This is a genomic window from Allomuricauda sp. XS_ASV26 (genome assembly GCF_041224615.1).
Lineage (GTDB): Bacteria > Bacteroidota > Bacteroidia > Flavobacteriales > Flavobacteriaceae > Flagellimonas > Flagellimonas alginolytica.
Window position 1 is genome coordinate 46,618 of sequence record NZ_JBGFGK010000033.1, and the last position, 22,388, is coordinate 69,005.

Here is a 22,388-nt window from a genome sequence, read left to right on the forward strand (position 1 = left end):
AATCCCTAAAACTGATAAATTATGACGATAGATGCCAAAACACCGGAAGAGTACATTGAAAAACTCCCGGAAGAACGAAAACAAGTCATTTCCCGACTAAGAGAAGTCATAAAGAACAATCTCCCTGCTGGTTTCGAAGAATGTATCAGCTATAAAATGATAGGGTATGTAGTGCCCCATTCCATGTTTCCCGGCGGTTATCATGTGGATCCAAAGTTACCCTTGCCCTTTATCAACCTAGCATCACAAAAAAACTTTGTGGCACTATACCATTCCGGAATATATGCGGACAACAGTTTACATGATTGGTTTGTTACCGAATACCCTAAGCATGTGGACACCAAATTGGATATGGGCAAAAGCTGCATCCGATTTAAGAACATTAACAAAATACCTTATGATCTCGTTGCAGAGCTTTGCCAAAAAATGACCCCGCAACAATGGATCGGTTTGTATGAACAAAACATTAAGAAATCATGAAAAACAGGGTAACTGGATTGGGGGGCTTTTTTTTTAAGAGCAAAGACCCAAACAAAATCAAAGATTGGTACAAAAACCATTTAGGACTAAATACCGACCAATATGGCTGTACCTTTTGGTGGAAGGACAAGGAAGGCAACGATTGTTCCACCCAATGGAGTCCGATGGACGAAAAAACCGAATATTTTAAGCCTAGCGAAAAACAGTTTATGATGAACTTTAGGGTTGAAAATTTGGAAGAACTTCTAAAAACCCTAAAAGAAGAAGGGGTTACGGTGGTTGGTGAAATAGAGGAATACGAGTACGGAAAATTCGGATGGATTTTAGACCCCGAAGGCAACAAGTTGGAACTTTGGGAACCTGTTGATAAAGCTTTTCTATAGGTATTGATTTATTTGCTACTTTTAACCCTCATTAACCAACACATTAAATAAACATGTCAGAAGAAAAAAAGGACTTTGGTGACAAAGCGGAAGAAGCAGCCAAAGAATTTAAAGAAGAAGCAAAAAAAACCACGAACGAATTCACCGAAAATGCCAAAGAAGCTTTAAATTCCGGTGACAACAAGAAACTTTTAGCTGGAATATTAGCCATTGTACTTGGACAATTAGGGGTTCATAAATTTATCCTAGGCTACCAAAAAGAAGGTTTCATAATGTTGGGAGCTACTGTTATCGGATACATAACCGCTTGTTTTGTTGTGGGAAGCTTCATTGTTTTAGGTGTAGCAATTGTTGGACTTATTGAGGGTATCATATATCTTACTAAATCTGATGAAGAGTTTTTTAACACTTATCAAGTGGGTAAAAAGCCTTGGTTTTAAATTTTTAAAAAACCAGTATATCTGGTTTTTTTTATCGCTTTATTAATCGTAATATCACAATAAAAAAGCCGACTTTATGAAAGTGCGAAATATGAAACCCTCGGATTGGAGCAATGTATCCGATATATACAGGGAGGGAATTTCCACAGGATTTGCCACTTTTGAAACACAACCGCCCTCTTTTGACCAGTGGGACGAAGCACATGTAAAAGACTGTAGGTTAATCGCTGAGGAAAATGGTTCTATTCTGGGCTGGGCAGCGCTTTCGCCAGTATCGAGCAGGTGTGTTTATGGTGGTGTTGGTGAAGTAAGCGTTTACATTGCCAATGCAAGCCGAGGTAAGGGCATTGGCCAATTATTGATGCAAAAATTAATCACCGAAAGTGAAAAAGCTGGCTTTTGGACCATACAATCGGGTATTTTTCCTGAGAATACGGCCAGCATAAAACTTCATGAAAAAGTTGGCTTTCGCTACATTGGCAAACGAGAAAGAATAGGTAAGATCAATGGTGTTTGGAAAGACAATTTATTGTTCGAAAAACGCAGCGATTCCGTAGGTGTGGACTAATCCACTTCAACGGTTCCGTTACCTTCGGCCACTTTACGCTCCAACTCAGCTTGAAACTCTTCCATAACCGGCTTTACCGTGCTCTCCGGTAAATCCGCAATTCGGATGTACATTAATCCATCCACCGAATTGTTGAACAATGGATCCACATTAAAAGCCACTACCTTGGCATTTTGCTTAATGTACTTTTTGATCAATACCGGTAACCGTAGGCTCCCCGGCTCTACTTCGCTGATCAATTTATCGAATTTGTTAAGATCGGCCTGGGTCTCATCGAACACAAACTCCTTATCGGCATCTTTCAACTTTACCTTAAATTCCTTTTTTGGCCTAATATATTGTGCCACATACGGATCCCAGTAATTGGATTTCATGAACTCGATCATCAGGGATTTGGAAAAATTGGAAAATTGGTTGCTGATACTCACTCCTCCTATTAAATACTTGTGTTCTGGATGCCTTAAGGTCGTATGCACGATTCCTTTCCAAAGTAAAAACAACGGCATGGGCTTTTGTTGATATTCCTTCACAATATAGGCCCTTCCCATTTCTATGGATTTCTCCATCATACCGTACAGTTCGGGTTCAAATCGGAAAAGGTCCTGCAAATAAAAACCGTCTATTCCGTAGTTTTTAAAAATATCCGAGCCCAAACCCATTCTATAGGCGCCAACAATTGCTTTGTTATCGTTGTCCCACAAAAACAAATGGTGATAGTACGAGTCGAACTTATCCAGATCAATGGCATTGTTTGTTCCTTCGCCTACTTCCCTAAAGGTAACCTCGCGCTGGCGCCCTATTTCGTTCAAACAAAATGGCATATCCTTGGCCTGGGCCAAAAACACTTCATAGTTTTTACTCTCCAACATACGGCAATCCTTCTCTCGTAGTTTGTCAATTTCACCTTCCAACACTTTGGCATTGATAGCTGTTGCAATTTTCTTTGGCGGTTTTGGAATTTTTAAAGAGGTCGGAACCTTATCCAAAAACCGTTCTTTTTCGAAAACGTTGGCCAACAAATAGGTTTTTTTTCGCAACAACTCGGTAAAATCCTCCAGAGTTTTCTCTTCATTTTGCGTATTTACCGATATGGGCTGACCTATCCTTACTTTAATGGGCCGCCTACTTTGCGATGTTAGCTCCGAAGGCAATTTGGCGGTGCGAAATACATCGGCAATCTTGGACAACCGGTAGAACAAATGGCTGTTCCTTGCATGAAAATAAATCGGGACCACGGGCACCTCTGCCTTTCTTATCAATTTAATGGCAGCTTCCTCCCAAGGTCTATCGACCACCAAACGACCATCTCGGTAGGTAGATACTTCTCCTGCCGGAAAAATACCCAATGGATGACCATCCCTTAAATGTTTCAAAGCGTTCTTAAAACCTATAATACTGCTCTTGGCCTCTTTATGGTTTTCAAAAGGGTTCACTGGCATTATATAGGGTTTCAAGGGCTCGATTCGATGTAACAAAAAGTTTGCGATTATTTTAAAATCGGACCTTTCCTTTAAAAGTAGTTTTAATAAAAGTACCCCATCCACACCTCCCAAAGGGTGATTGCTGATAGTGATATAGGGACCGGACTTGGGCAACCGTTTTATATCCTCTTCCGGAATCTCAAAATCGATCTCGTAATGCTCCAGAATAGTGTCCAAAAATTCTGGGCCGGATAGGTTCTTGTTTTTATCGTAAAATCTATTGATGGTGTTGATCCTGGTGGCCACCATTAATAGCCATCCTACAAATGTGCCCAAAAAGCCATATTTGTCCAGATGGATAACTTTTGCCACCTCTTTAGCCGTAACCAAGCCCATAAAAATAATATTTAGCTACGGTAAAGATAGAAAATTAAGCCTATTGCCCTCAGCGACCCAATATTATCCCCAAAGGTTTATTTAACAACAAGTTGAACCGTTTCTTTGCCTCTTTGCTCCACCAATACGGATTTCCCATTCTGCAACGATTTGACCGAATCACTGTTAAAATGACGTATGGTGTACAGGGAAACATCTTCGTGGCACACGACTTTGAACTTGCGTTTTAATTCTTCCAACAATGGCTGAAGCCCACGGAACTTGTTGTCCAAGCAGACAGAGAAGCTAATGGCAGAATTCTGGATAAGATCTACCTTAAGTCGATGATCGTGGAAGAGCTTAAAAATTTCACTGATATTATCCTCAACAATAAAAGAAAAGTCGAGAGACGACAGTTTTAACAAAACCTGGTTCTTTTTTACAATAAAGCATGGGATCTTTGGCTCTATACCGTTCCCTTTTCCAACTATGGTACCGTTATCCTTGGGCTTTACAAACGATTTAACCTGTAAGGGTATTTCTTTTCTTTGTAACGGTTGCAGGGTTTTTGGATGAATTACAGAGGCCCCGTAAAAGGCAAGCTCAATAGCTTCGCGATACGAAATTTTTTCCAAGAGATGTGTTTCCTCAAAATTCCGGGGGTCCGCATTCAAAACCCCGGGAACATCTTTCCAAATAGTCACCGATTCGGCATTAAGGCAATATGCCAAAATTGCTGCCGAGTAATCGGAACCTTCCCGGCCCAAGGTGGTTGTAAAGTTATTGTCGTCGCTACCTAAAAAACCTTGGGTTATGTTCAATTTGGAGCGATCGACCAAAGAATCCACCTGTTCTTGGGTGCGCTCCCAGTTTACCTGTGCATCCCTATAATTGGTATCGGTTTTTATCAAAGTACGAACATCCAACCATGTATTGGCAATACCTATCTCATTTAAATAGGCACTCACTATTGTTGTAGACAATAATTCGCCATAGCAGACAACTTGATCGTACACGAATGCATATTTGGGTGATTTGTTCCAAGTTAAAAAACCTGTAACCTCATCGAACAACACTTTTAATTTCCCATATACCGGATGTTCTGGATTTTTAAACAAGTCCGATACAATGGTATGATGATACTCGATAACTTCTTGAATGGTTTCCTTTACATTTCTTTTATCGTTAAAATAGGATTCCACCACTTTTTCCATGGCATTGGTCATTTTTCCCATGGCCGATACCACTACCAAGGTATCCTTATGGCCAACCTCTTGCAATACGTTGACCAAGTTTTTTACCGCATCGGCATCTTTTACGGATGCTCCTCCAAACTTAAATATCCTCATGTACTTTATCTTCTAGTTTTCTGGTCTAGTCCAGACGCCCCAAATAATTTTTGATTCCTTCTTCGTCCAAATGCACCACATCCCAATCCCGTAGTACATTGGCTCCTTTTTTCTCATAAAAATCGATGGCCGGTTCGTTCCAATCCAACACTTCCCAACTGATTCGTTTTACACCGAGTTCGGCCCCATACTTGACCACTTGATCTAATAATGCAGTTCCCAGTCCAGTTCCTCGCATATTCTCGGAAACAATAAGGTCCTCCAAATGGATTACGGGACCTTTCCAAGTAGAATACCTTGGGTACACCAATGCTATGCCGACAATTCCTTTTTCGGTTTCTGCAACAAAACATTGAAACATTTTTTGTTCACCAAAACCATCCTTGACCAAATCGTCTTTGGTCACTTCTACAGCATCTGGTTCTTTCTCGAAATCAGCTAGTTCCTGCACCAAATTCAGTACCTGTTCCATATCCTCGATGCGAGCCTTCCTTATTGTATATTCCATAATTGTTACAAATAAAACTCAAAGTTATAAAAATACACAATTAAAGATTCTCGAAAACGTTGTAGTTTCACAAAATGCCCGATATTTGTCCTTAAATAAAACATCCTTTCCTATGTTTGACAAACAACGGCTCACCATGGGTGAGTTCATCATCGCCAATCAAGAATCTTTTCAATACACTTCTGGGGAATTATCAAGACTGCTCAACGGTATTCGTTTAGCCGCCAAAGTAGTTAACCACGAAGTAAACAAGGCCGGTCTCGTGGACATTATCGGTGCTGCGGGAGAAACGAATATCCAAGGGGAAAATCAACAAAAATTGGATGTACTTGCCAACGAAAAATTTATAGAAACACTAAAGAATAGAGAAATAGTTTGTGGTATAGCGTCGGAGGAAGAGGACGACTTTATAAGCATAAACAGTTTTGACAAACAACACCAGAACAAGTATGTGGTTCTTATAGATCCTTTGGACGGTTCTTCCAATATTGATGTAAATGTATCGGTCGGAACCATTTTTTCAATTTATAGAAGGGTAACTCCTGTAGGCACTCCGGTTACTTTGGAGGATTTTCTGCAACCCGGTAAAAACCAAATTGCTGCCGGTTACATAATATATGGCACCTCTACCATGTACGTGTACACTACCGGACATGGGGTTAATGGATTTACCTTGAATCCTGCCCTTGGAACTTTTTACCTATCGCATCCCAACATGCAATTCCCGGAAACAGGACAGATCTATTCTGTGAACGAGGGAAACTACATTCATTTTCCGCAAGGGGTTAAAGACTACATAAAATATTGCCAAATGGAAGAAGGCGACCGCCCATACACCTCAAGGTACATTGGCTCATTGGTTTCCGATTTTCACAGAAATATGATCAAAGGGGGAATTTATATGTACCCTAAAAGCAGCAAGGCGCATAACGGAAAGCTACGTTTATTGTACGAGTGCAATCCAATGGCGTTCTTGGCCGAACAAGCCAATGGCAAAGCAAGTGATGGCTTTAGAAGAATCATGGACATCCAGCCCACTGAGTTGCACGAACGGGTACCATTTTTCTGTGGAAGTAAAAAAATGGTTGAAAAGGCAGAAGAATTTATGGCCAATTACTAGCTATCTCTCTTCACCAATTCGTGATAATCCTCAAACGGAATTTTTCCGGTAAAAATCTTGATGGATTTATCGATGATGTTAGCAGCGGTCTTTGGAGAAAAGCCCAGGCCTACCGCGTACTTTTCCACTATTCTTCGCTCTTCATCATCAATATCGTGATCGGAGAAAATAATTTGAAAAAATTCAAATAGCCTTTTATACCTCTTTTCACCACTGTGCGGAGTTTCGATAGGATATTTATTTTCCTTCTTCATTACCTCCTTAAATTCCTGATCGCTGATATTTAGCTTAAAGGCAAACTTTTTAAGGACTTCCATTTCCTTCTCATTGATTTCTCCATCAACAGCAGCCAAACTTGCCAAAGTGGCAAAATGGGCCAGGTTTTTTCTTTTTTCCCCGTGCTCGTAAAGATCTAAAATTGGCATATCTGAAATTTTGTGGCACAAATATAAATCTTATCGCAAAATTGAAGGCACAAACCCAGTAAAGAAATTCGTATTTTTCAATCCAAAGCATCTCACCACTGAAAGAGTCCGATCTGTTCCATATAGCCGAAAAATGGTTCCAAGAACAAAAATGGCAGCCGTTCCCTTTTCAAAAAGAAACATGGAAAGCCTTTTTGAACGGCAAGCACGGTCTGTTAAATGCCCCGACCGGAAGCGGAAAAACCTATGCCCTTTGGTTTCCGATCGTACTCGATTACATCAAAAACAACCCAGAGTATAAAACCACGCACAAGAAAGGTCTAAAAGCTATCTGGATTACTCCATTGCGAGCGCTCTCGCAAGAAATCAAACAATCGGCAGAACGGATAACCCAAGACCTGGGCACACAAATGAGCGTCGGTATCCGAACCGGTGACACTTCGGCAAAGGATAGGGCAAAAATGAGGACCAACATGCCCGATCTTTTGATCACCACTCCCGAAAGCCTACAGCTTTTACTTTCATCCAAAGGGTACGCCAAAACTTTTAAAAACTGCTCTGCTATTGTGGTGGACGAATGGCACGAACTTTTGGGCACCAAACGAGGGGTGCAAATGGAACTGGGCATTTCCCGATTGAAAACCGTATGCAAGGCATTGCGTATTTGGGGCATATCGGCGACCATAGGTAATTTGGAACAAGCACGGGAAGTATTGTTGGGCCCTTCTACACCCGAACTGGACAATTCGATATTGGTAAAGGCAGACCTCAACAAAAAAATTACGGTAAAAAGTATTGTTCCCAAAGAAATGGAAACCTTCCCGTGGCGCGGACATTTAGGGTTGCATTTATTGGATGATGTGATACCCATTATCAAAAAAAGTAAGACCACGTTACTTTTTACCAACACCCGAAGCCAATGTGAAATCTGGTTTCAGAAAATATTGGAAAAATATCCCGAATTCGCCGGGGAAATAGCCATGCACCATGGCAGCATAAACAAAGAAACCAGACTCTGGGTAGAGCAGGCCATTCGGAACGAGAGTCTCAAAGCCGTTGTCTGTACATCGAGTTTGGACCTTGGCGTGGATTTTGCCCCTGTGGAAACGGTGATCCAGATTGGTGGACCAAAAGGGGTTGCCCGTTTTTTGCAACGCGCCGGGCGGAGCGGACATCGACCTGGAAAAGAAAGTGTTATCCATTTTTTGCCCACGCACGCGATTGAACTGGTGGAGGCTTCGGCCATGCAAAAAGCAGTACTCAACAATGCTGTGGAAGATCGCATCCCTTACCTGAACAGTTTTGATGTCCTACTTCAATATTTGACCACCTTGGCCGTTTCCGATGGGTTTTATCCTGATGAAATCTATCCCGAGATACAACAAACGTTCTGTTATCAGAGCCTATCGGAAGAACATTGGCAGTGGCTACTCAATTTTTTGGTAATGGGCAGCCAAAGCCTAAAGAACTACGACGAATACAAAAAAGTTGAAATTGAAACAGATGGTAAATTTAAAGTAAACAGTAGGGCCGTTGCCATGCGCCATCGTTTCCAGATCGGAACCATTGTTGGGGACGCAACCATATCTGTCCGCTATCAAAAGGGAGGGTATATCGGTAGTATTGAAGAGTACTTTATCTCCAAATTGAGTCCTGGGGATGTTTTTACCTTTGCTGGTCGAAATTTGGAGTTTATTCGAATAAAGGGGATGTCGGCACACGTGCGCAATTCCAAAAAAAGGACCAACAAAGTACCCAGTTGGATGGGCGGAAGACTGAGCTTTTCAGCAAAAATGTCCGAACTATTACGGCAAGAACTCTACACGGCCGAGTTGGAGTCTTCAAAACAATCGGAGGAAATCCGGGCATTGCAGTCAATGTTCACCAAACAAAGGGAAGAAAGTCTAGTGCCCCAACCGCACCAATTTTTGATAGAAACCTTTGAGACACGAGATGGTCATCATCACATGTTTTATCCGTTCGAAGGCAGGGCCATCCACGAAGGCATGAGCAGCCTGTTGGCATACCGTATCAGTTTATTGAGCCCGATTACCTGCTCCCTGGCCTTTAACGACTACGGTTTTGAATTACTTTCGGACAGGAAAATCGATATTCAGGAGATTCTGGACAATAACCTTTTTACGCCGGAACATATGTTGTCCGATCTTCAAAAGAGTTTAAATTCCAACGAAATGGCGCGTAGAAAATTTAGAGATATTGCCGTAATCAGCGGCATGGTCTTTACGGGCTACCCCGATAAAGGAATAAAAATGAAACACCTGCAAAGTAGTTCAGAATTACTTTTTGATGTTTTCCGTGATTTTGAAGACGATAATTTGTTGTACCAACAAGCTTTCACCGAAACTTTTGAGCATCAATTGGAGGAAGGAAGATTACGTTTGGCACTGGAACGGATCACACAGCAAAAAATAGTCTGGAAAAAATGTTCTCAACCAACACCACTATCTTTCCCGATCATTACAGATCGGTTGCGGGAAAAACTGTCCAATGAAAAATTGGCAGATCGCATTAAACGAATGGTGGAGAAATTGACCAAATAAAGTTCGAACACACTCACATGGCCCGGACATTTAGCGTAGTCGAAGAGACAAAACACCGCATCTGATCGATAATTTTTAAAATAGTTTCCGCACTTGCCCCTCTCGTTTCAAAATTACAATTGGTTAAATTTGTTGCTTCGTTAGAATGATCGAAAAAATCCAAATACAAGGCCAAGAATTTCATCTACACCCTTTGGGTGGATTGTTTTGGGTTAAAAAATCCATATTGCTGATCAGTGATGTACATTTGGGGAAAGTATCCCATTTCCGGAAATTTGGCGCCGCCGTTCCTCGAAAGGCAATCCATAAAAATTTTATCCTTTTAGATCAAATCGTGGCCGATTTTCAACCCTTTCAAATCTGTTTTTTAGGAGACCTCTTCCATTCTTCGTTGAACAAGGAGTGGGAGTTGTTTGAAAACTGGGTGGGCAAAACACCTTCGGAAGTTGTGCTGATTACAGGAAACCACGATATTATCGCCCCCGAAAAATTTCAAAACGTGAATGTCTCCCAATTTCAGGAGCTTGCCATTGATTCGTTTTTTTTTACACACCATCCGGAAGATCGCAAAGGGCTCTTTAATTTTTGTGGACATATACATCCTTCCATAAAACTAAAAGGGCCAGGGCGGGATTACGTTAAGTTGCCTTGCTTTTTTAAATCCGAGAACAAAATGATATTGCCCGCTTTTGGACAATTTACTGGAACCCATGCCCTAAAACCTAAAAAAAGCGATGATGTTTACGCCATTGCAGACGACTGTATATTCAAAATTTGAAAACCTCATCAAAAAATTACCAAATTAGTGGGTAAGCTATTAAAGGATCAGAACCTTTTTTTATGCACTTGCAATCCGTCTTCATCATAATAACGCCATGTGCCCACCTGTTCATCTTTACGAAAACGACCGCGAATTTTTCTTGTACCGTTGGTGTAGAACTCTTCGTACTTGCCATGTTTTAAACCATCCTTGAGCTCCACTTGGAACCTAACGTTTCCGTTGTTGTATTTTTTTATAAATGTCTTCGCATTTAAATCGTTCGGATATATGGCTTTCAGGTTAAAGACCGCATCTGTTGTCTGGGCCGTCGCAGTATTTTTACTTTTAGATGTTACATTGTTACCGGTTATTGGCAAGACCTGGTGTTTTTTCACCTTCTCAACATCCTCATACTTTAGCACCAATCTATTTTCGAACAAATCATCTTTCGGCGATAGTTGTAATCCAATCTGCGGAAAACAAATGATAAAATCCTTGTTCTTGCGCATTTTCTGTTTGGTTGGCGCATCGGCCAAAGCATACATATTATCAAACAGCAAAGGCACATTACTATATATGAAAACAGAAGATTCGGGATCGAATTTCTGATTAAAATCAATGTACTCACTGGAAGTTGCCAAAATTTCGCCTTCGGTAACCTTTTCTATTATGCCCTTTAGGGTATTTGGGCTATCGCTAAAGACCACATAATCCTCGATTTGGGTAAAGTAGGGTTTATCGAACTCATTAAATCTGCCGCCCAGTAGCATTTTAAAAAATCCTTTGATGGACAAAAAATTAATTTCGTACCCCTTGTAATTAACAGCTTTGAACTTTACCGGTGTTTTTTTGCGGACCTGCTCCACCACAAAATCCAAGTTGGTCCTAGCCTTATCGGCATTATTGGTTTTAAGGACAAGCGCTAGATCATTTTTGCCTTTGGAAATGTGAGATTGTATCTGAAGTAAGGCCACCTCGTCCCCTATCCAGCTCACAAAATTTTCCTTGATATCGATTTTTAGGAACTTTTCCACTTTGGCTATGCCCTTTTGGTAACTTTCAAACTGTTCGGGGTCGCTTTGCTGGACCATCTCAAAATTTTTGTAGAACTCGGAAAAGCTATCAAAACCATAGCTAACATAAAGCGCTGTGCTATTTGGGGCCACTTCTGGTATGGAACGTTTTGCCTTTCCCGATTTTTGAAGTGCCTTAAGGTAATATTCGTTTACCGAACTTATGTTGGTATATCCGTTGGCGGTCAGTGTGCTGTTCTTGTCCAAATCAAAATAGAACCCAGAAAACAAAAAGTTTTCACTTACGCGCATTACCCAGTCGGAGGGCCGGTCGGAATACATTTTAATGTAATCGTCAAAAAAATGGTATTGGACATACAACCGGAACAGGTCCTCGTGCCCGACTTTTTGATTGATTTCCAAAAAATTGAGGTTTCGCCCCAACACCGGCTCCATATATTGATCTATTGAAGCTTCTACCAAAGTGTGCGTGTAAGAGGCCACCAATTGATTTTTGATGAAGGACAAATGCATGGTTTCCTTGCTATCGCGATCGTGAACTTCCAATATCTCGTGTTCGTGATAGGTACGTTTGCTAAGCACATAGCCATCGTCCAACAGTGTGTTCAAATATGTTTTAAGCAATTGTAGCTTGGCTATCCGTTTTAAGTCCAGTACATAAAAAATCCCGTAGTCTTTGGGGGATATCATGTGTACGGATATGAACAGGGAGCGATTATCAAAAAACTCGAACAGTTTATGATTATCGTTAAATACAGTATCTACCCTTTGGATATTTTCTGTAAGGTCTGAAAAGTAATCGTTCTTTTTAAGATGGTGCCAGGCTCTGGACTTACTGACCTGTTCCCAACTTTCCACGGGCTTTTCCGATTCAACAATAAAAACGGCATCCTTTGGGATAAGGTAGATAGATTGAAGATTTGTCTTGGGGGATAGCACAAAAACATAAGCCAGATAGCACAAATACAGTACAATTAGGCCTAAGAAACCGTAAAAAATCCGTTTTTTGGTCATTTTTCCAAAAAGTGTCTTTTTCTAAAACGATAAAGAATTGATTTTAGTTTAGACACAGAAAAGTTGACCTTATTATAAGGATTTTAGATCTTTAATGGTCTTGAAGGCAACATCCACTTGTTCATCGTTCACCAAAATGGTAAACTCGTTTGTAGTGGATATTACTTCGTAGAGCACAATGCCTTCCCATGCCAATCGTTGAAAAATAAAGTAATAAATTCCTGGTACCGATACGTTATCGGACGGCAGTTTAACGGTAATCGACGAAAGTCCTTCGGCCTTTTGCGTACAGCGCTCCATTTTAAAGTACTTTTCCACAATACCGTCCATTGTATTGCTGATCACAATGTTGATTTCGTTTACACCGCGCGAGGAAGTATAAAACACATCTTGATTGGCATTGACTTCTTCCAAGAGTCGTGCCTGTTGTTGTAAAATAGTATCGGAGGCCAAAAACGTATAGTCGGATAAATTAGATCTAACGGTAATTTCCCCAATATTCTTGAGCACTTTTACAATCTTGTGTGTGGCCCTAAACTCCAGATCGTCCGAAAGCCGTTTGAGAGCCATTACAATAGCGCCATCTTTAACATCTTTTCCAAGTTCTTCTGCAATTTCCGGTTTTATTTGTCTGGATAAAGAAGTTAAGTTAATGATCCCTTGTGCCAGTGCTGTTTGCAAGAACGGCTTTTTTTTGATGTAGTGCTCAACTACGGCAGATATTGTTTTCATTTCTGGTTAGAGTTTATTCAAAAATAACACATTGTTATAAAACAAACAAATGGTTAAAAATGATAGAAAGCACCTTCAATGTGTTCAATTTCAAACTTCTGCCCTCTTTTTACAACGGTAATCACATCAAATCTAACCTCCACATCCAAATCATTTTTTTCGATATACTGGTTTGCCGCCATGGTCAAAAGTTTAATTTTTTTAGTGGTGATCACCGTTGAGATATCTTCCAAAAAACCCGTATTTCGGGACTTTACCTCCACTATTGCCAAAACATCGTCCTTTTGGGCAACAATATCGATCTCGGCACTGAGATACCGATAGTTACGATGACATATTTTGTATCCCTTCCCCTCTAAATGGGCAACGGCCTTCTGCTCCCCGAGCATCCCAAATGTGTTGTGTTCAGCCATATATTTTGTAAAAATGTAAATTTTTTGTGCATTTCGTCGAAAAATTTGGTAGTTCGTGGACTTAAGAACGTTAAGATTGTAATTTGTTGGCTCAATTGAACCACACCAACATTAGCATAAACATATAGTTGCCCCAAAACTATGTACTTAATAAACGCCAGACATTGCTATGGAGTACTTTATCAATTGTAATTCCTCAACTTTGGCACCGTACACTACTCCACTGGACGAGTTGCGTGCCGCCCATTTGTACCGAAGGCTAGGTTTTAGTGCCCCGGTGCAAACCATTGCTGCTGCTGTTGGACAAACAGCTGGCCCACTCGTGGACAGCTTGGTGGACCAAGCGCTAGCCGCTCTCCCGATTCCGGCCCCAGCCTGGGCAGACTGGAACAATGCCGATTACCCTGCCGATGATGATTTGGCTCGGCAAATGCGTAGAGCCCACATCGAAGAGCTTACCACAGCCTACGGAAACGCCTTGGCAAACAACGAACTGCTAGATAGATTGAGCTTCTTTTGGAGCAATCACTTTGTAACCCAATTGGAAACTTATGACTGTCCACAGTTCCTTTTTTATTATCTCAATTGTTTACAACGAAATGCGCTTGGCAACTTTAAGACCTTTACCAGTGAAATCGGCCTTACCAGTGCCATGCTCTATTATTTGGACGGTGTAAGAAATCGAGGGAACAACCCGAACGAGAACTATGCCCGAGAACTATACGAGCTGTTTACCTTGGGAGAAGGAAATAATTACACCGAAGAGGATATTATCGAAACCTCAAAAGCATTGTCCGGTTATACCGAAAGAGGTGAAGAAGGGTGTACCCAGGTCACTTTCGACCCGTCGGAATTCAATACGGACAACAAGACTATTTTCGGGCAAACGGGCAATTGGGGCTATGATGACGTAATAGACATACTGTTTAACCAAAGGCCCGATGAAATCGGATGGTTCATCTGTAAAAAACTTTATGAGTTTTTTGTCCATCCAGATTCTACAAACGATGATGGCGGCATTGCTCCACAGATTATCGATGGTCTAGCACAGACTTTTATCAATAGTGGCTTCGAAATTGCCCCTGTACTCCGTCAACTTTTTAAGAGCCAACACTTTTTCGACGAAACTGCAATAGGTGTAATCATAAAAAGTCCGGCCGATCTTTATTTCAACCTATTAAAAGAAACTGGGTTTACGTATGACGATGGCACCATACTGAACATGATCGATTCCTGTTCGTTGATCGGACAGCAATTTTTTCAACCGCCCGAAGTGGAAGGCTGGCAACGTGATCGGACCTGGATCAACACTAATTTTATAATTGGACGGTGGTTGACCGTTGAGATGTTCCTGCAAAGGTTTTATCAAGAAAATCCCGAACAATTCAGGGATTTGGGTCTCTCGCTTTCTGGCAATGCCGGGCTCACAAGCAACAACCCAGACGAAGTTGCCAGGCCCATTATCGATAAATTTTTACCAAAAGGCTTACTCACCGATGCCGACTACGATAGAGCATTTATAGCGTTTAGGAGCGATGTGGACATAAATTATTACGAAGGCGGAACAACGCCTTCGTGGACTTTACTTGGATGGGAAACAGGACCGTCTCAAGTTTATCTTCTATTGCGTCACTTATCCCGCGAGCCCGAATTTCAACTCAAATAACCCCACACCATGTGCGATAATCACCACACCCACGATACATCCCCACACAAAGGCCTTGAACACAAAGGCCACGATCAGGAACATAAAAAATGGAGCAGACGATCATTTATCCAGGCACTTGGTATAGCCGGTTCTGGATCCATGTTTTTAGGAAGCCATATGATCTCGGCATCAGCGCCATCCCCACTTACGGCAGCAGTAGCTGCGGCCGAAACCGACAATATTTTGATCCTTATTCGATTATCCGGAGGGAATGATGGTCTCAGTACTGTAATTCCCATTCAACAATATGATACTTATGCCAATGCAAGACCCAATATCTATATCCCCGAAAGTAAGGTCTTAAAACTTACCGACGATTTTGGGGTGCCCACTTATATGAGCGCCCTAGAGTCCCTTTGGGGAGACGGACAATTTAAGGCCGTGCATGGCGTAGGTTACGAAAACCAAAGCCTTTCCCACTTTACGGGATCGGATATTTTTGCCAACACCGATCTAACCACAACAGGATTCTCAGGAGAAAACACAGGATGGATGGGCAGGCATTTTGAAGAGCTGTATCCCGACTACCTGATTGCCCCGCCACCTTCCCCGGCAGCCATACAAATTGGCAACCTGGCCAACTTGGTCTTTCAAGGAGAAGAAACCAACTATGCCTTTGTGACCAACAATGTGGAACAATTGGAGCAAATTGCAGAAACAGGTACCTTTTATGATATAGAAAATGCTCCTTTTGACGATTGTATGTACGGAGACCAACTCAGGTTCCTGCGCGGAGTGGCCAATACCACATACGAATATGCAGGTACTATCCATGATGCATACATGGCCGGACAAAACCAAGTAGAATATCAAGACAATGGTTTTGCACGTCAATTGGCGCTTTTGGCACGTTTGATCAAAGGAAATTTAGGAACCAAAGTATATATGATCTCCATGGGAGGTTTTGATACTCACGGAAACCAACCCGAAGTTCACGAACGCTTAATGTCCAATCTTTCCGTGGCCATCAACAATTTTTATGAGGACCTAGCTTTTACCGAACAAGACGATAAGGTTTTGAGCATGACCTTTTCCGAATTTGGGAGACGGATTTTTGAAAACGGTTCCAATGGAACCGACCACGGAAAAGCAGCACCCACCTTATTTTTTGGCTCCGGATTGAACGGAAGCGCTTTTGTTGGCGACCACCCATCTTTAGATGAGCCCAATAATCGGGGAAATTTGGAGTATACCATGGATTTTAGAAATCTATATGGCACCGTATTGGCAGAATGGCTTTGTGTTCCCAGGGAATCTGTTGAACAGCACTTATTGGGACATCCTTACCAAGCTATCGACCTAGGGTTTAACTGTAGCGGAGAAGTTTTTGATGACATTGCCATGGACAATGACCCGCCTACCTTGCCCGAAACCCCGCCAAGTCAAGATCCAATGGACCCCAATATCGATATTTTGGATACCATTGAACACGCGGCCATATATCCGGCAACCTCACCTCGAGACCCATATATCCATCTGGAAATGCCCGTTTCAGCCCATGTAGATATTGAACTCTTTAATATTTTGGGACAACGTGTAGGCACCCTGTTCAATGAAATGATGATGGAAGGTGCCGTGGACATCAATATACGTGAGCGAATGCGCGATAGCTTGTCCACTGGAAAATATATCTATAGAATATCTGTAGGAGATAAGAAAATGAGCAAATCTGTAATGATAACCTAAAACACGTACATTTTAATAGTCCAATTTTCGAGACCCATCGATAGTGTACCCCTCACCCCAAATAGGGCCGCACTTTCGAGGGTTTCGTTTTTTATGTGTATCCCGTTAAAATCAGTATTTTTGGGGCCTAATTAGAATTTTACATGGCTCAGAATACATCACCTTCCAGATATACCATTACCGCAGCACTTCCGTACACCAACGGTCCCATTCATATTGGACATTTGGCCGGAGTTTATGTCCCTGCAGATATTTATTCCCGTTATTTAAGATTAAAGGGCAACGACGTTGCCTTTGTTTGCGGGAGCGACGAGCACGGCGTGGCAATTTCCATGAAAGCCAAAAAGGAAGGTGTTACCCCCAAAGAAATAATAGACAAGTACCACGGCATCATTAAAAAATCCTTTGCCGATTTTGGTATTTCTTTTGACAACTATTCCAGGACATCGGCGCAAGTGCACCATGAAACTGCTTCGGAATTTTTCAAAAAAATGTACGAGCAAGGTGATTTTATAGAAGAAGAAACCGAACAATTGTACGATGATGAGGCCAACCAGTTTTTGGCAGACAGATTTGTAATCGGAACCTGCCCAAGATGCGGGCACCACGAAGCTTATGGCGATCAGTGCGAAAATTGTGGGTCATCTCTCAACGCAACGGATTTGATCGACCCAAAATCGACGATAACGGGAACGGTACCGACCTTAAAAAAGACAAAACATTGGTTTTTGCCCTTGGACCGCTACGAAGGGTTCTTAAAAAAGTGGATCTTAGAAGGTCATAAGTCCGACTGGAAACCCAATGTTTATGGGCAATGTAAATCTTGGATAGACGAGGGCCTAAAACCTAGGGCCGTAACCCGTGATTTGGACTGGGGAATACCCGTTCCAGTGGATGGCGGCGAAGGCAAAGTACTATATGTCTGGTTCGATGCCCCGATCGGATATATTTCCTCCACCAAAGAGTGGGCAGAACGCGAAGGCAAGGATTGGGAACCCTATTGGAAAGATCAAAGCACCAAATTGGTCCACTTTATAGGCAAGGACAATATTGTGTTCCATTGCATTATTTTCCCGAGCATGTTACAAGCCAACGGTGATTATATACTACCGGAAAATGTGCCCGCAAACGAATTCCTGAACTTGGAGGGGAACAAACTGTCCACCTCTAAAAATTGGGCGGTCTGGTTGCACGAATATTTGGAAGAATTTCCAGATATGCAAGACGTACTCCGATATACCTTAACAGCAAATGCACCCGAGACCAAGGATAATGATTTTACCTGGAAAGATTTTCAGGCACGCAACAACAACGAATTGGTGGCCATTTTTGGCAACTTCGTGAACCGTGTGGCTGTTTTGACACATAAATATTACGACGGCACCATACCAGCGCCCGGAGAACTTACAAGCACTGATAAAGAAACCTTGAGTTCCTTAAAAAGCTATCCGGATCTACTTTCCAACTCACTGGAGCGATATCGTTTCCGAGAAGGAAGTCAAGAATTGATGAACCTGGCACGTTTAGGCAATAAATATTTGGCCGATGCAGAACCATGGAAGTTGATCAAAACCGACGAGGAACGGGTCAAGACAATAATGTACGTTGCCTTACAAATTGCTGCAGGTTTGGCTATTTTGAGCGAACCATTTTTGCCCTTCACTTCTAAAAAACTGAAAGGCATACTTAATGTCCAGTCTGGCAAGGTCGAGACTTCTTGGGAAAGTGTGTCTTCTGAAGATACCCTGCTCCCTGCCGGACACATCATCAATAAAAGTGAATTGCTTTTCCGTAAGATCGAGGACGCTGAAATTGAACATCAGCTACAAAAATTGGAAGACACTAAAAAAGAAAATGCTTCGACCACCAATAGCGCAGCTACCATGGAAAACAAAATAGTACCACAAAAAGACACCATTACTTACGATGATTTTTCCAAACTGGACATGCGCGTCGGAACCATTATCGAAGCCGAAAAAATGCCAAAAGCCGATAAACTTTTGGTTTTAAAGGTAGATACTGGTCTGGATACGCGAACCATTGTTTCGGGTATTGCAAAAAGTTTTAAGCCAGAGGATATTGTGGGCAAAAAAGTAACTGTATTGGTAAACTTGGCTCCTAGAAAATTACGCGGTGTAGAAAGTCAGGGGATGATCTTGATGACGGAGAACAAAGAGGAGAAACTGGTTTTTGTAAATCCTGATGCCGATGGAGTTTTAAATGGTGAAGTTATAAGTTAATCCATTACCGAGAAACTGTGCTTTGGAGCACAATTGAGATCCTCTTAAAAATTTTGGATAGTAAAACTTCTCGACTGCGCTCGAAGTTACAAATACTAAACAAACATGATGCAGCTTGTACCCTATATTGTCCGCCATACCCAATTGCCGGAAAAGAGTGTGGAAAACACAGTGACCCTTTTGAACCAAGATTGTACCGTTCCATTTATCTCTCGTTACAGAAAGGAACTTACCGGCAATCTGGATGAAGTCCAAATAGGTTCCATAGTGGAATTCAAGAACCAGTTCGAGGCATTGGAAAAAAGAAAAACAGCTATTCTAAAAGCTGTAGATGAGCAAGGCGCACTTACTCCAGAACTAAAATCAAAGTTTTTAAACTGCGAGGACCTTACCAGTCTGGAAGATTTGTATTTACCTTTTAAAAAAAGCAAGAAGACCAAAGCGGAGACTGCCCGTAAACATGGACTGGAGCCCTTGGCCAAAATTATAATGGCGCAGCGCAGTGATGACATCGAATTCATCGCTTCCAAATACCTAAATAAAGAGATAATCAATGAGGACGAGGCCCTGGAAGGTGCCAGACACATTATTTCCGAGTGGATCAATGAACGTACCGATATAAGAAATCAGCTCCGAGGTCAATTGGAACGCCACGCCCTGATTACCACAAAAGTGGTAAAGACAAAAAAGGATGATGAGCAGGCACAAAAATTCCGAGATTACTTTGATTGGAGCGAACCTTTGAACCGATGTCCATCTCACCGTTTTTTGGCCATTATGCGCGCCGAAAAAGAAGGTTTTATCCGTGTGAAAGTTGAAATTGATGATGAACGTGCGCTTCAAAATATGGAACGTAGATTGATCAAAACCAAAAACAGCTGCACAGAACATATCGAGATAGCCGTTGCCGATGCCTATAAAAGACTTTTGTTTCCTTCACTGTCCAACGAACTTTTAAAAATTGCCAAGGAAAAAGCCGACGCTTCCGCGATACAAGTTTTCTCAAAAAACCTGAAACAGTTATTGCTCGGTGCTCCACTTGGCGAAAAACGCATTTTGGCCATTGACCCTGGTTTTAGGACTGGCTGTAAAATAGTCTGTTTGGACGAACAGGGCGATTTAAAACATAACGAAACCATTTATCCGCACCCTCCTCAACGCGATAGTTCTGGAGCCATCAAAAAAATAAGCTCTTTGGTGGATGCCCATAAAATAGAGGCCATTGCCATTGGTAACGGAACAGCATCGCGCGAAACGGAACAATTGGTAAAACGGATTGCTTTTAAAAGGCCCATCGAAGTTTTTGTGGTAAGTGAAGCAGGTGCTTCCATTTATTCCGCATCCAAAATTGCACGAGATGAATTCCCAAACTACGATGTTACGGTAAGGGGAGCTGTTTCGATTGGTAGACGATTGGCCGATCCTTTGGCAGAATTGGTAAAAATAGACGCTAAATCCATTGGGGTGGGGCAATACCAACACGATGTGGACCAAGCACAATTAAAAACTTCTTTGGACACTGTTGTGGAAAGTTGTGTAAACTCCGTAGGAGTAAACATTAATACGGCCAGTATTCCATTATTGAGCTATGTATCGGGAATAGGGCCCAAATTGGCCGAAAACATAGTGGCCCACAGAAACGAAAATGGTGCTTTTAAGAATAGGGAGGACATTAAAAAGGTAGCTCGTTTGGGCGGTAAGGCCTTTGAGCAAAGCGCAGGTTTTTTGCGTATCAAAAATGGTGATAATCCTTTGGATGATTCTGCCGTTCACCCCGAACGTTACAGTTTGATCTCGAAAATGGCCAAAGACCGGGGAATCTCCCTTAAAGAAATTGTGGGAAACACCTCTGCTCTAAAGGAAATCGACCTTAAAGCATATTGTACAGATACAATCGGAATGCCCACTTTGGAAGATATTGTGAAGGAATTGGAAAAGCCTGGTTTAGATTTACGCGAAAAAGCAAAAGTGTTCACATTTAACCAAAACATTAGGGAAATCAACGATTTACGTGAAGGCCAATTATTACCGGGTATCGTAAACAACATCACCAACTTTGGCTGTTTTGTGGACATCGGCATTAAAGAAAGTGGCTTGATCCACATCTCCAATCTTGCCGACACTTTTGTAAAAGACGTTAACGAGCATGTGAGCCTTCATCAACAAGTTGTGGTCAAGGTCTTGGATGTGGATGTTCCCAGAAAACGAATTCAACTGGCATTGCACAAAAAGGATGTTTAAATGCTAAAAATAGCCTATCATCCCATATACAAACATCCGCTGCCCGAGAAGCATCGATTCCCAATGATCAAGTATGAGCTCTTACCTCAACAACTGTTATATGAGGGCACTTGTACCGAGGAGAACTTTTTTGAGCCCGCGCTACCGGAAGACCGGCATATTTTATCGGTGCACGATAAAACCTACTACAATGATCTTAAAGAGTTAATGCTTTCCAAAAGTGCCGTTCGAAAAATCGGTTTTCCTCTCAGTGATGAGCTTGTCCTACGGGAACGTATTATTGCCGATGGCACAATTAAAGGTTGTGAATTTGCACTTGAAAATGGTATCGCCATGAATATCGCAGGTGGAACCCACCATGCATATTCCGATAGAGGGGAAGCATTTTGTATGTTGAACGACCAAGCCATTGGGGCCCGTTATTTGTTAAAGAACGATCTCGCAAATAAGATACTGATCGTTGATCTGGATGTGCACCAAGGCAATGGAACCGCCGAAATATTCAGGACAGACCATTCTGTTTTTACTTTTTCCATGCACGGAAAGGGCAATTACCCCTTTAAAAAGGAAATATCCGACTTGGACATACCTCTTCCAAAAGGCACCACCGATCAAGAATACCTTTCCCTGCTTAAAAAAACATTGCCGGAATTATTGCAGCAAGTGCAACCGGATTTTATATTCTATCTCTGTGGCGTGGACGTACTCGATTCGGATAAATTGGGCACATTGTCGATGACCTTGGAAGGTTGCAAGGAGCGTGACCGATTTGTACTTCAATTATGTTCCGATGAAAACATTCCCGTACAATGCAGTATGGGCGGCGGATATTCACCAGATATTAAGACCATTGTCGAAGCGCATGCCAACACTTTTCGGCTTGCTCAAGATATTTTATAATTATTTTTGCGACAACCTAGTATAAACCAT

At 41.8% G+C, this 22,388-nt stretch carries 19 protein-coding genes; 12 read left to right on the plus strand and 7 right to left on the minus strand.

Translation table 11 applies throughout. The features are described from left to right. Positions 1-21: 21 nt before the first annotated feature. From AB9K32_RS12275 to AB9K32_RS12290, 4 genes are all read left to right on the plus strand, one after another. The gene (locus AB9K32_RS12275) at positions 22-480 is read left to right on the plus strand and encodes a DUF1801 domain-containing protein (RefSeq protein ID WP_224835697.1); all 459 of its coding nucleotides are present in this window, start codon (positions 22-24) and stop codon (positions 478-480) included. Continuing rightward, positions 477-863 carry a VOC family protein gene (locus tag AB9K32_RS12280; RefSeq protein WP_252078797.1) on the plus strand — a complete coding sequence of 129 codons (387 nt, stop codon included), beginning with the start codon at positions 477-479 and terminating at the stop codon, positions 861-863. Before AB9K32_RS12275 ends, AB9K32_RS12280 begins: the two co-directional genes overlap by 4 nt. A 53-nt stretch (positions 864-916) precedes the next feature. Next, positions 917-1,303, plus strand: a complete 387-nt coding sequence (locus AB9K32_RS12285; protein ID WP_224835699.1) for a TM2 domain-containing protein — start codon at positions 917-919, stop codon at positions 1,301-1,303. A gap of 76 nt (positions 1,304-1,379) precedes the next feature. After that, positions 1,380-1,871 carry an N-acetyltransferase family protein gene (locus AB9K32_RS12290; protein ID WP_369885357.1) on the plus strand — a complete coding sequence of 164 codons (492 nt, stop codon included), beginning with the start codon at positions 1,380-1,382 and terminating at the stop codon, positions 1,869-1,871. Here AB9K32_RS12290 and AB9K32_RS12295 read toward each other — a convergent pair. From AB9K32_RS12295 to AB9K32_RS12305, 3 genes are all read right to left on the minus strand, one after another. Continuing rightward, on the minus strand, positions 1,868-3,688 hold the full coding sequence (locus AB9K32_RS12295; protein ID WP_369885358.1) for a GNAT family N-acyltransferase: 1,821 nt from the start codon (positions 3,686-3,688) through the stop codon (positions 1,868-1,870). The two genes, AB9K32_RS12290 and AB9K32_RS12295, sit on opposite strands and share 4 nt — an antisense overlap. 77 nt (positions 3,689-3,765) lie before the next feature. Next, positions 3,766-5,016 carry an aspartate kinase gene (locus AB9K32_RS12300; protein ID WP_224835702.1) on the minus strand — a complete coding sequence of 417 codons (1,251 nt, stop codon included), beginning with the start codon at positions 5,014-5,016 and terminating at the stop codon, positions 3,766-3,768. Between the two features lie 25 nt (positions 5,017-5,041). Beyond that, the gene (locus AB9K32_RS12305; RefSeq protein WP_338197950.1) at positions 5,042-5,524 is read right to left on the minus strand and encodes a GNAT family N-acetyltransferase; all 483 of its coding nucleotides are present in this window, start codon (positions 5,522-5,524) and stop codon (positions 5,042-5,044) included. Positions 5,525-5,636: 112 nt separating this feature from the next. On the opposite strand from AB9K32_RS12305, the gene fbp reads away from it, so the two are divergent. After that, the gene (fbp, locus tag AB9K32_RS12310; protein WP_224835704.1) at positions 5,637-6,644 is read left to right on the plus strand and encodes a class 1 fructose-bisphosphatase; all 1,008 of its coding nucleotides are present in this window, start codon (positions 5,637-5,639) and stop codon (positions 6,642-6,644) included. Here fbp and AB9K32_RS12315 read toward each other — a convergent pair. Continuing rightward, entirely contained in the window at positions 6,641-7,069 is a 429-nt protein-coding gene (locus AB9K32_RS12315) for a TerB family tellurite resistance protein (RefSeq protein WP_224835705.1), read from the minus strand. The genes fbp and AB9K32_RS12315 overlap by 4 nt on opposite strands. 98 nt (positions 7,070-7,167) lie before the next feature. On the opposite strand from AB9K32_RS12315, the gene AB9K32_RS12320 reads away from it, so the two are divergent. Together AB9K32_RS12320 and pdeM are read left to right on the plus strand one after the other, a co-directional pair. Further along, complete coding sequence (locus AB9K32_RS12320; protein ID WP_369885894.1) at positions 7,168-9,630, plus strand: ligase-associated DNA damage response DEXH box helicase; 2,463 nt, start codon at positions 7,168-7,170, stop codon at positions 9,628-9,630. A gap of 145 nt (positions 9,631-9,775) precedes the next feature. After that, entirely contained in the window at positions 9,776-10,408 is a 633-nt protein-coding gene (gene pdeM, locus AB9K32_RS12325) for a ligase-associated DNA damage response endonuclease PdeM (protein WP_224835706.1), read from the plus strand. A gap of 47 nt (positions 10,409-10,455) precedes the next feature. Here the strand turns inward: pdeM and AB9K32_RS12330 are convergent, their stop codons facing one another. The 3 genes from AB9K32_RS12330 to AB9K32_RS12340 all read right to left on the minus strand — a co-directional run bounded on the left by AB9K32_RS12330 (position 10,456) and on the right by AB9K32_RS12340 (position 13,583). Further along, a complete protein-coding gene (locus AB9K32_RS12330) occupies positions 10,456-12,438 on the minus strand; it encodes a DUF3352 domain-containing protein (RefSeq protein WP_369885359.1) in 1,983 nt (660 codons plus the stop codon). Between the two features lie 72 nt (positions 12,439-12,510). Continuing rightward, entirely contained in the window at positions 12,511-13,170 is a 660-nt protein-coding gene (locus AB9K32_RS12335) for an aspartate kinase (protein WP_224835708.1), read from the minus strand. A gap of 53 nt (positions 13,171-13,223) precedes the next feature. After that, the gene (locus AB9K32_RS12340; RefSeq protein ID WP_252078792.1) at positions 13,224-13,583 is read right to left on the minus strand and encodes a YraN family protein; all 360 of its coding nucleotides are present in this window, start codon (positions 13,581-13,583) and stop codon (positions 13,224-13,226) included. 169 nt (positions 13,584-13,752) lie between these two features. Between AB9K32_RS12340 and AB9K32_RS12345 the strand changes: the two genes are divergently transcribed. From AB9K32_RS12345 to AB9K32_RS12365, 5 genes are all read left to right on the plus strand, one after another. Then, positions 13,753-15,249 (plus strand): DUF1800 family protein, encoded by a 1,497-nt coding sequence (locus tag AB9K32_RS12345; RefSeq protein ID WP_369885360.1) that lies wholly within the window; start codon positions 13,753-13,755, stop codon positions 15,247-15,249. A gap of 9 nt (positions 15,250-15,258) precedes the next feature. Then, the gene (locus AB9K32_RS12350) at positions 15,259-16,977 is read left to right on the plus strand and encodes a DUF1501 domain-containing protein (RefSeq protein ID WP_224835711.1); all 1,719 of its coding nucleotides are present in this window, start codon (positions 15,259-15,261) and stop codon (positions 16,975-16,977) included. A gap of 143 nt (positions 16,978-17,120) precedes the next feature. After that, entirely contained in the window at positions 17,121-19,217 is a 2,097-nt protein-coding gene (gene metG / locus AB9K32_RS12355; protein ID WP_369885361.1) for a methionine--tRNA ligase, read from the plus strand. Positions 19,218-19,325: 108 nt separating this feature from the next. Continuing rightward, positions 19,326-21,458, plus strand: coding sequence for a Tex family protein (locus tag AB9K32_RS12360; RefSeq protein ID WP_338198078.1), 2,133 nt, complete (start codon positions 19,326-19,328; stop codon positions 21,456-21,458). Further along, entirely contained in the window at positions 21,459-22,358 is a 900-nt protein-coding gene (locus AB9K32_RS12365; RefSeq protein ID WP_338197941.1) for a histone deacetylase, read from the plus strand. Positions 22,359-22,388: the final 30 nt, after the last annotated feature.

What these genes read in the sequence shown, in the direction of transcription:
- AB9K32_RS12275 (WP_224835697.1), top strand. Translation starts at nt 22, where the DNA reads ATGACGATAGATGCCAAAACACCGGAAGAGTACATTGAAAAACTCCCG.
- AB9K32_RS12280 (WP_252078797.1), top strand. Translation starts at nt 477, where the DNA reads ATGAAAAACAGGGTAACTGGATTGGGGGGCTTTTTTTTTAAGAGCAAA.
- AB9K32_RS12285 (WP_224835699.1), top strand. Translation starts at nt 917, where the DNA reads ATGTCAGAAGAAAAAAAGGACTTTGGTGACAAAGCGGAAGAAGCAGCC.
- AB9K32_RS12290 (WP_369885357.1), top strand. Translation starts at nt 1,380, where the DNA reads ATGAAAGTGCGAAATATGAAACCCTCGGATTGGAGCAATGTATCCGAT.
- AB9K32_RS12295 (WP_369885358.1), bottom strand. Translation starts at nt 3,688, where the DNA reads ATGGGCTTGGTTACGGCTAAAGAGGTGGCAAAAGTTATCCATCTGGAC.
- AB9K32_RS12300 (WP_224835702.1), bottom strand. Translation starts at nt 5,016, where the DNA reads ATGAGGATATTTAAGTTTGGAGGAGCATCCGTAAAAGATGCCGATGCG.
- AB9K32_RS12305 (WP_338197950.1), bottom strand. Translation starts at nt 5,524, where the DNA reads ATGGAATATACAATAAGGAAGGCTCGCATCGAGGATATGGAACAGGTA.
- fbp (WP_224835704.1), top strand. Translation starts at nt 5,637, where the DNA reads ATGTTTGACAAACAACGGCTCACCATGGGTGAGTTCATCATCGCCAAT.
- AB9K32_RS12315 (WP_224835705.1), bottom strand. Translation starts at nt 7,069, where the DNA reads ATGCCAATTTTAGATCTTTACGAGCACGGGGAAAAAAGAAAAAACCTG.
- pdeM (WP_224835706.1), top strand. Translation starts at nt 9,776, where the DNA reads ATGATCGAAAAAATCCAAATACAAGGCCAAGAATTTCATCTACACCCT.
- AB9K32_RS12330 (WP_369885359.1), bottom strand. Translation starts at nt 12,438, where the DNA reads ATGACCAAAAAACGGATTTTTTACGGTTTCTTAGGCCTAATTGTACTG.
- AB9K32_RS12335 (WP_224835708.1), bottom strand. Translation starts at nt 13,170, where the DNA reads ATGAAAACAATATCTGCCGTAGTTGAGCACTACATCAAAAAAAAGCCG.
- AB9K32_RS12340 (WP_252078792.1), bottom strand. Translation starts at nt 13,583, where the DNA reads ATGGCTGAACACAACACATTTGGGATGCTCGGGGAGCAGAAGGCCGTT.
- AB9K32_RS12345 (WP_369885360.1), top strand. Translation starts at nt 13,753, where the DNA reads ATGGAGTACTTTATCAATTGTAATTCCTCAACTTTGGCACCGTACACT.
- AB9K32_RS12350 (WP_224835711.1), top strand. Translation starts at nt 15,259, where the DNA reads ATGTGCGATAATCACCACACCCACGATACATCCCCACACAAAGGCCTT.
- metG (WP_369885361.1), top strand. Translation starts at nt 17,121, where the DNA reads ATGGCTCAGAATACATCACCTTCCAGATATACCATTACCGCAGCACTT.
- AB9K32_RS12360 (WP_338198078.1), top strand. Translation starts at nt 19,326, where the DNA reads ATGCAGCTTGTACCCTATATTGTCCGCCATACCCAATTGCCGGAAAAG.
- AB9K32_RS12365 (WP_338197941.1), top strand. Translation starts at nt 21,459, where the DNA reads ATGCTAAAAATAGCCTATCATCCCATATACAAACATCCGCTGCCCGAG.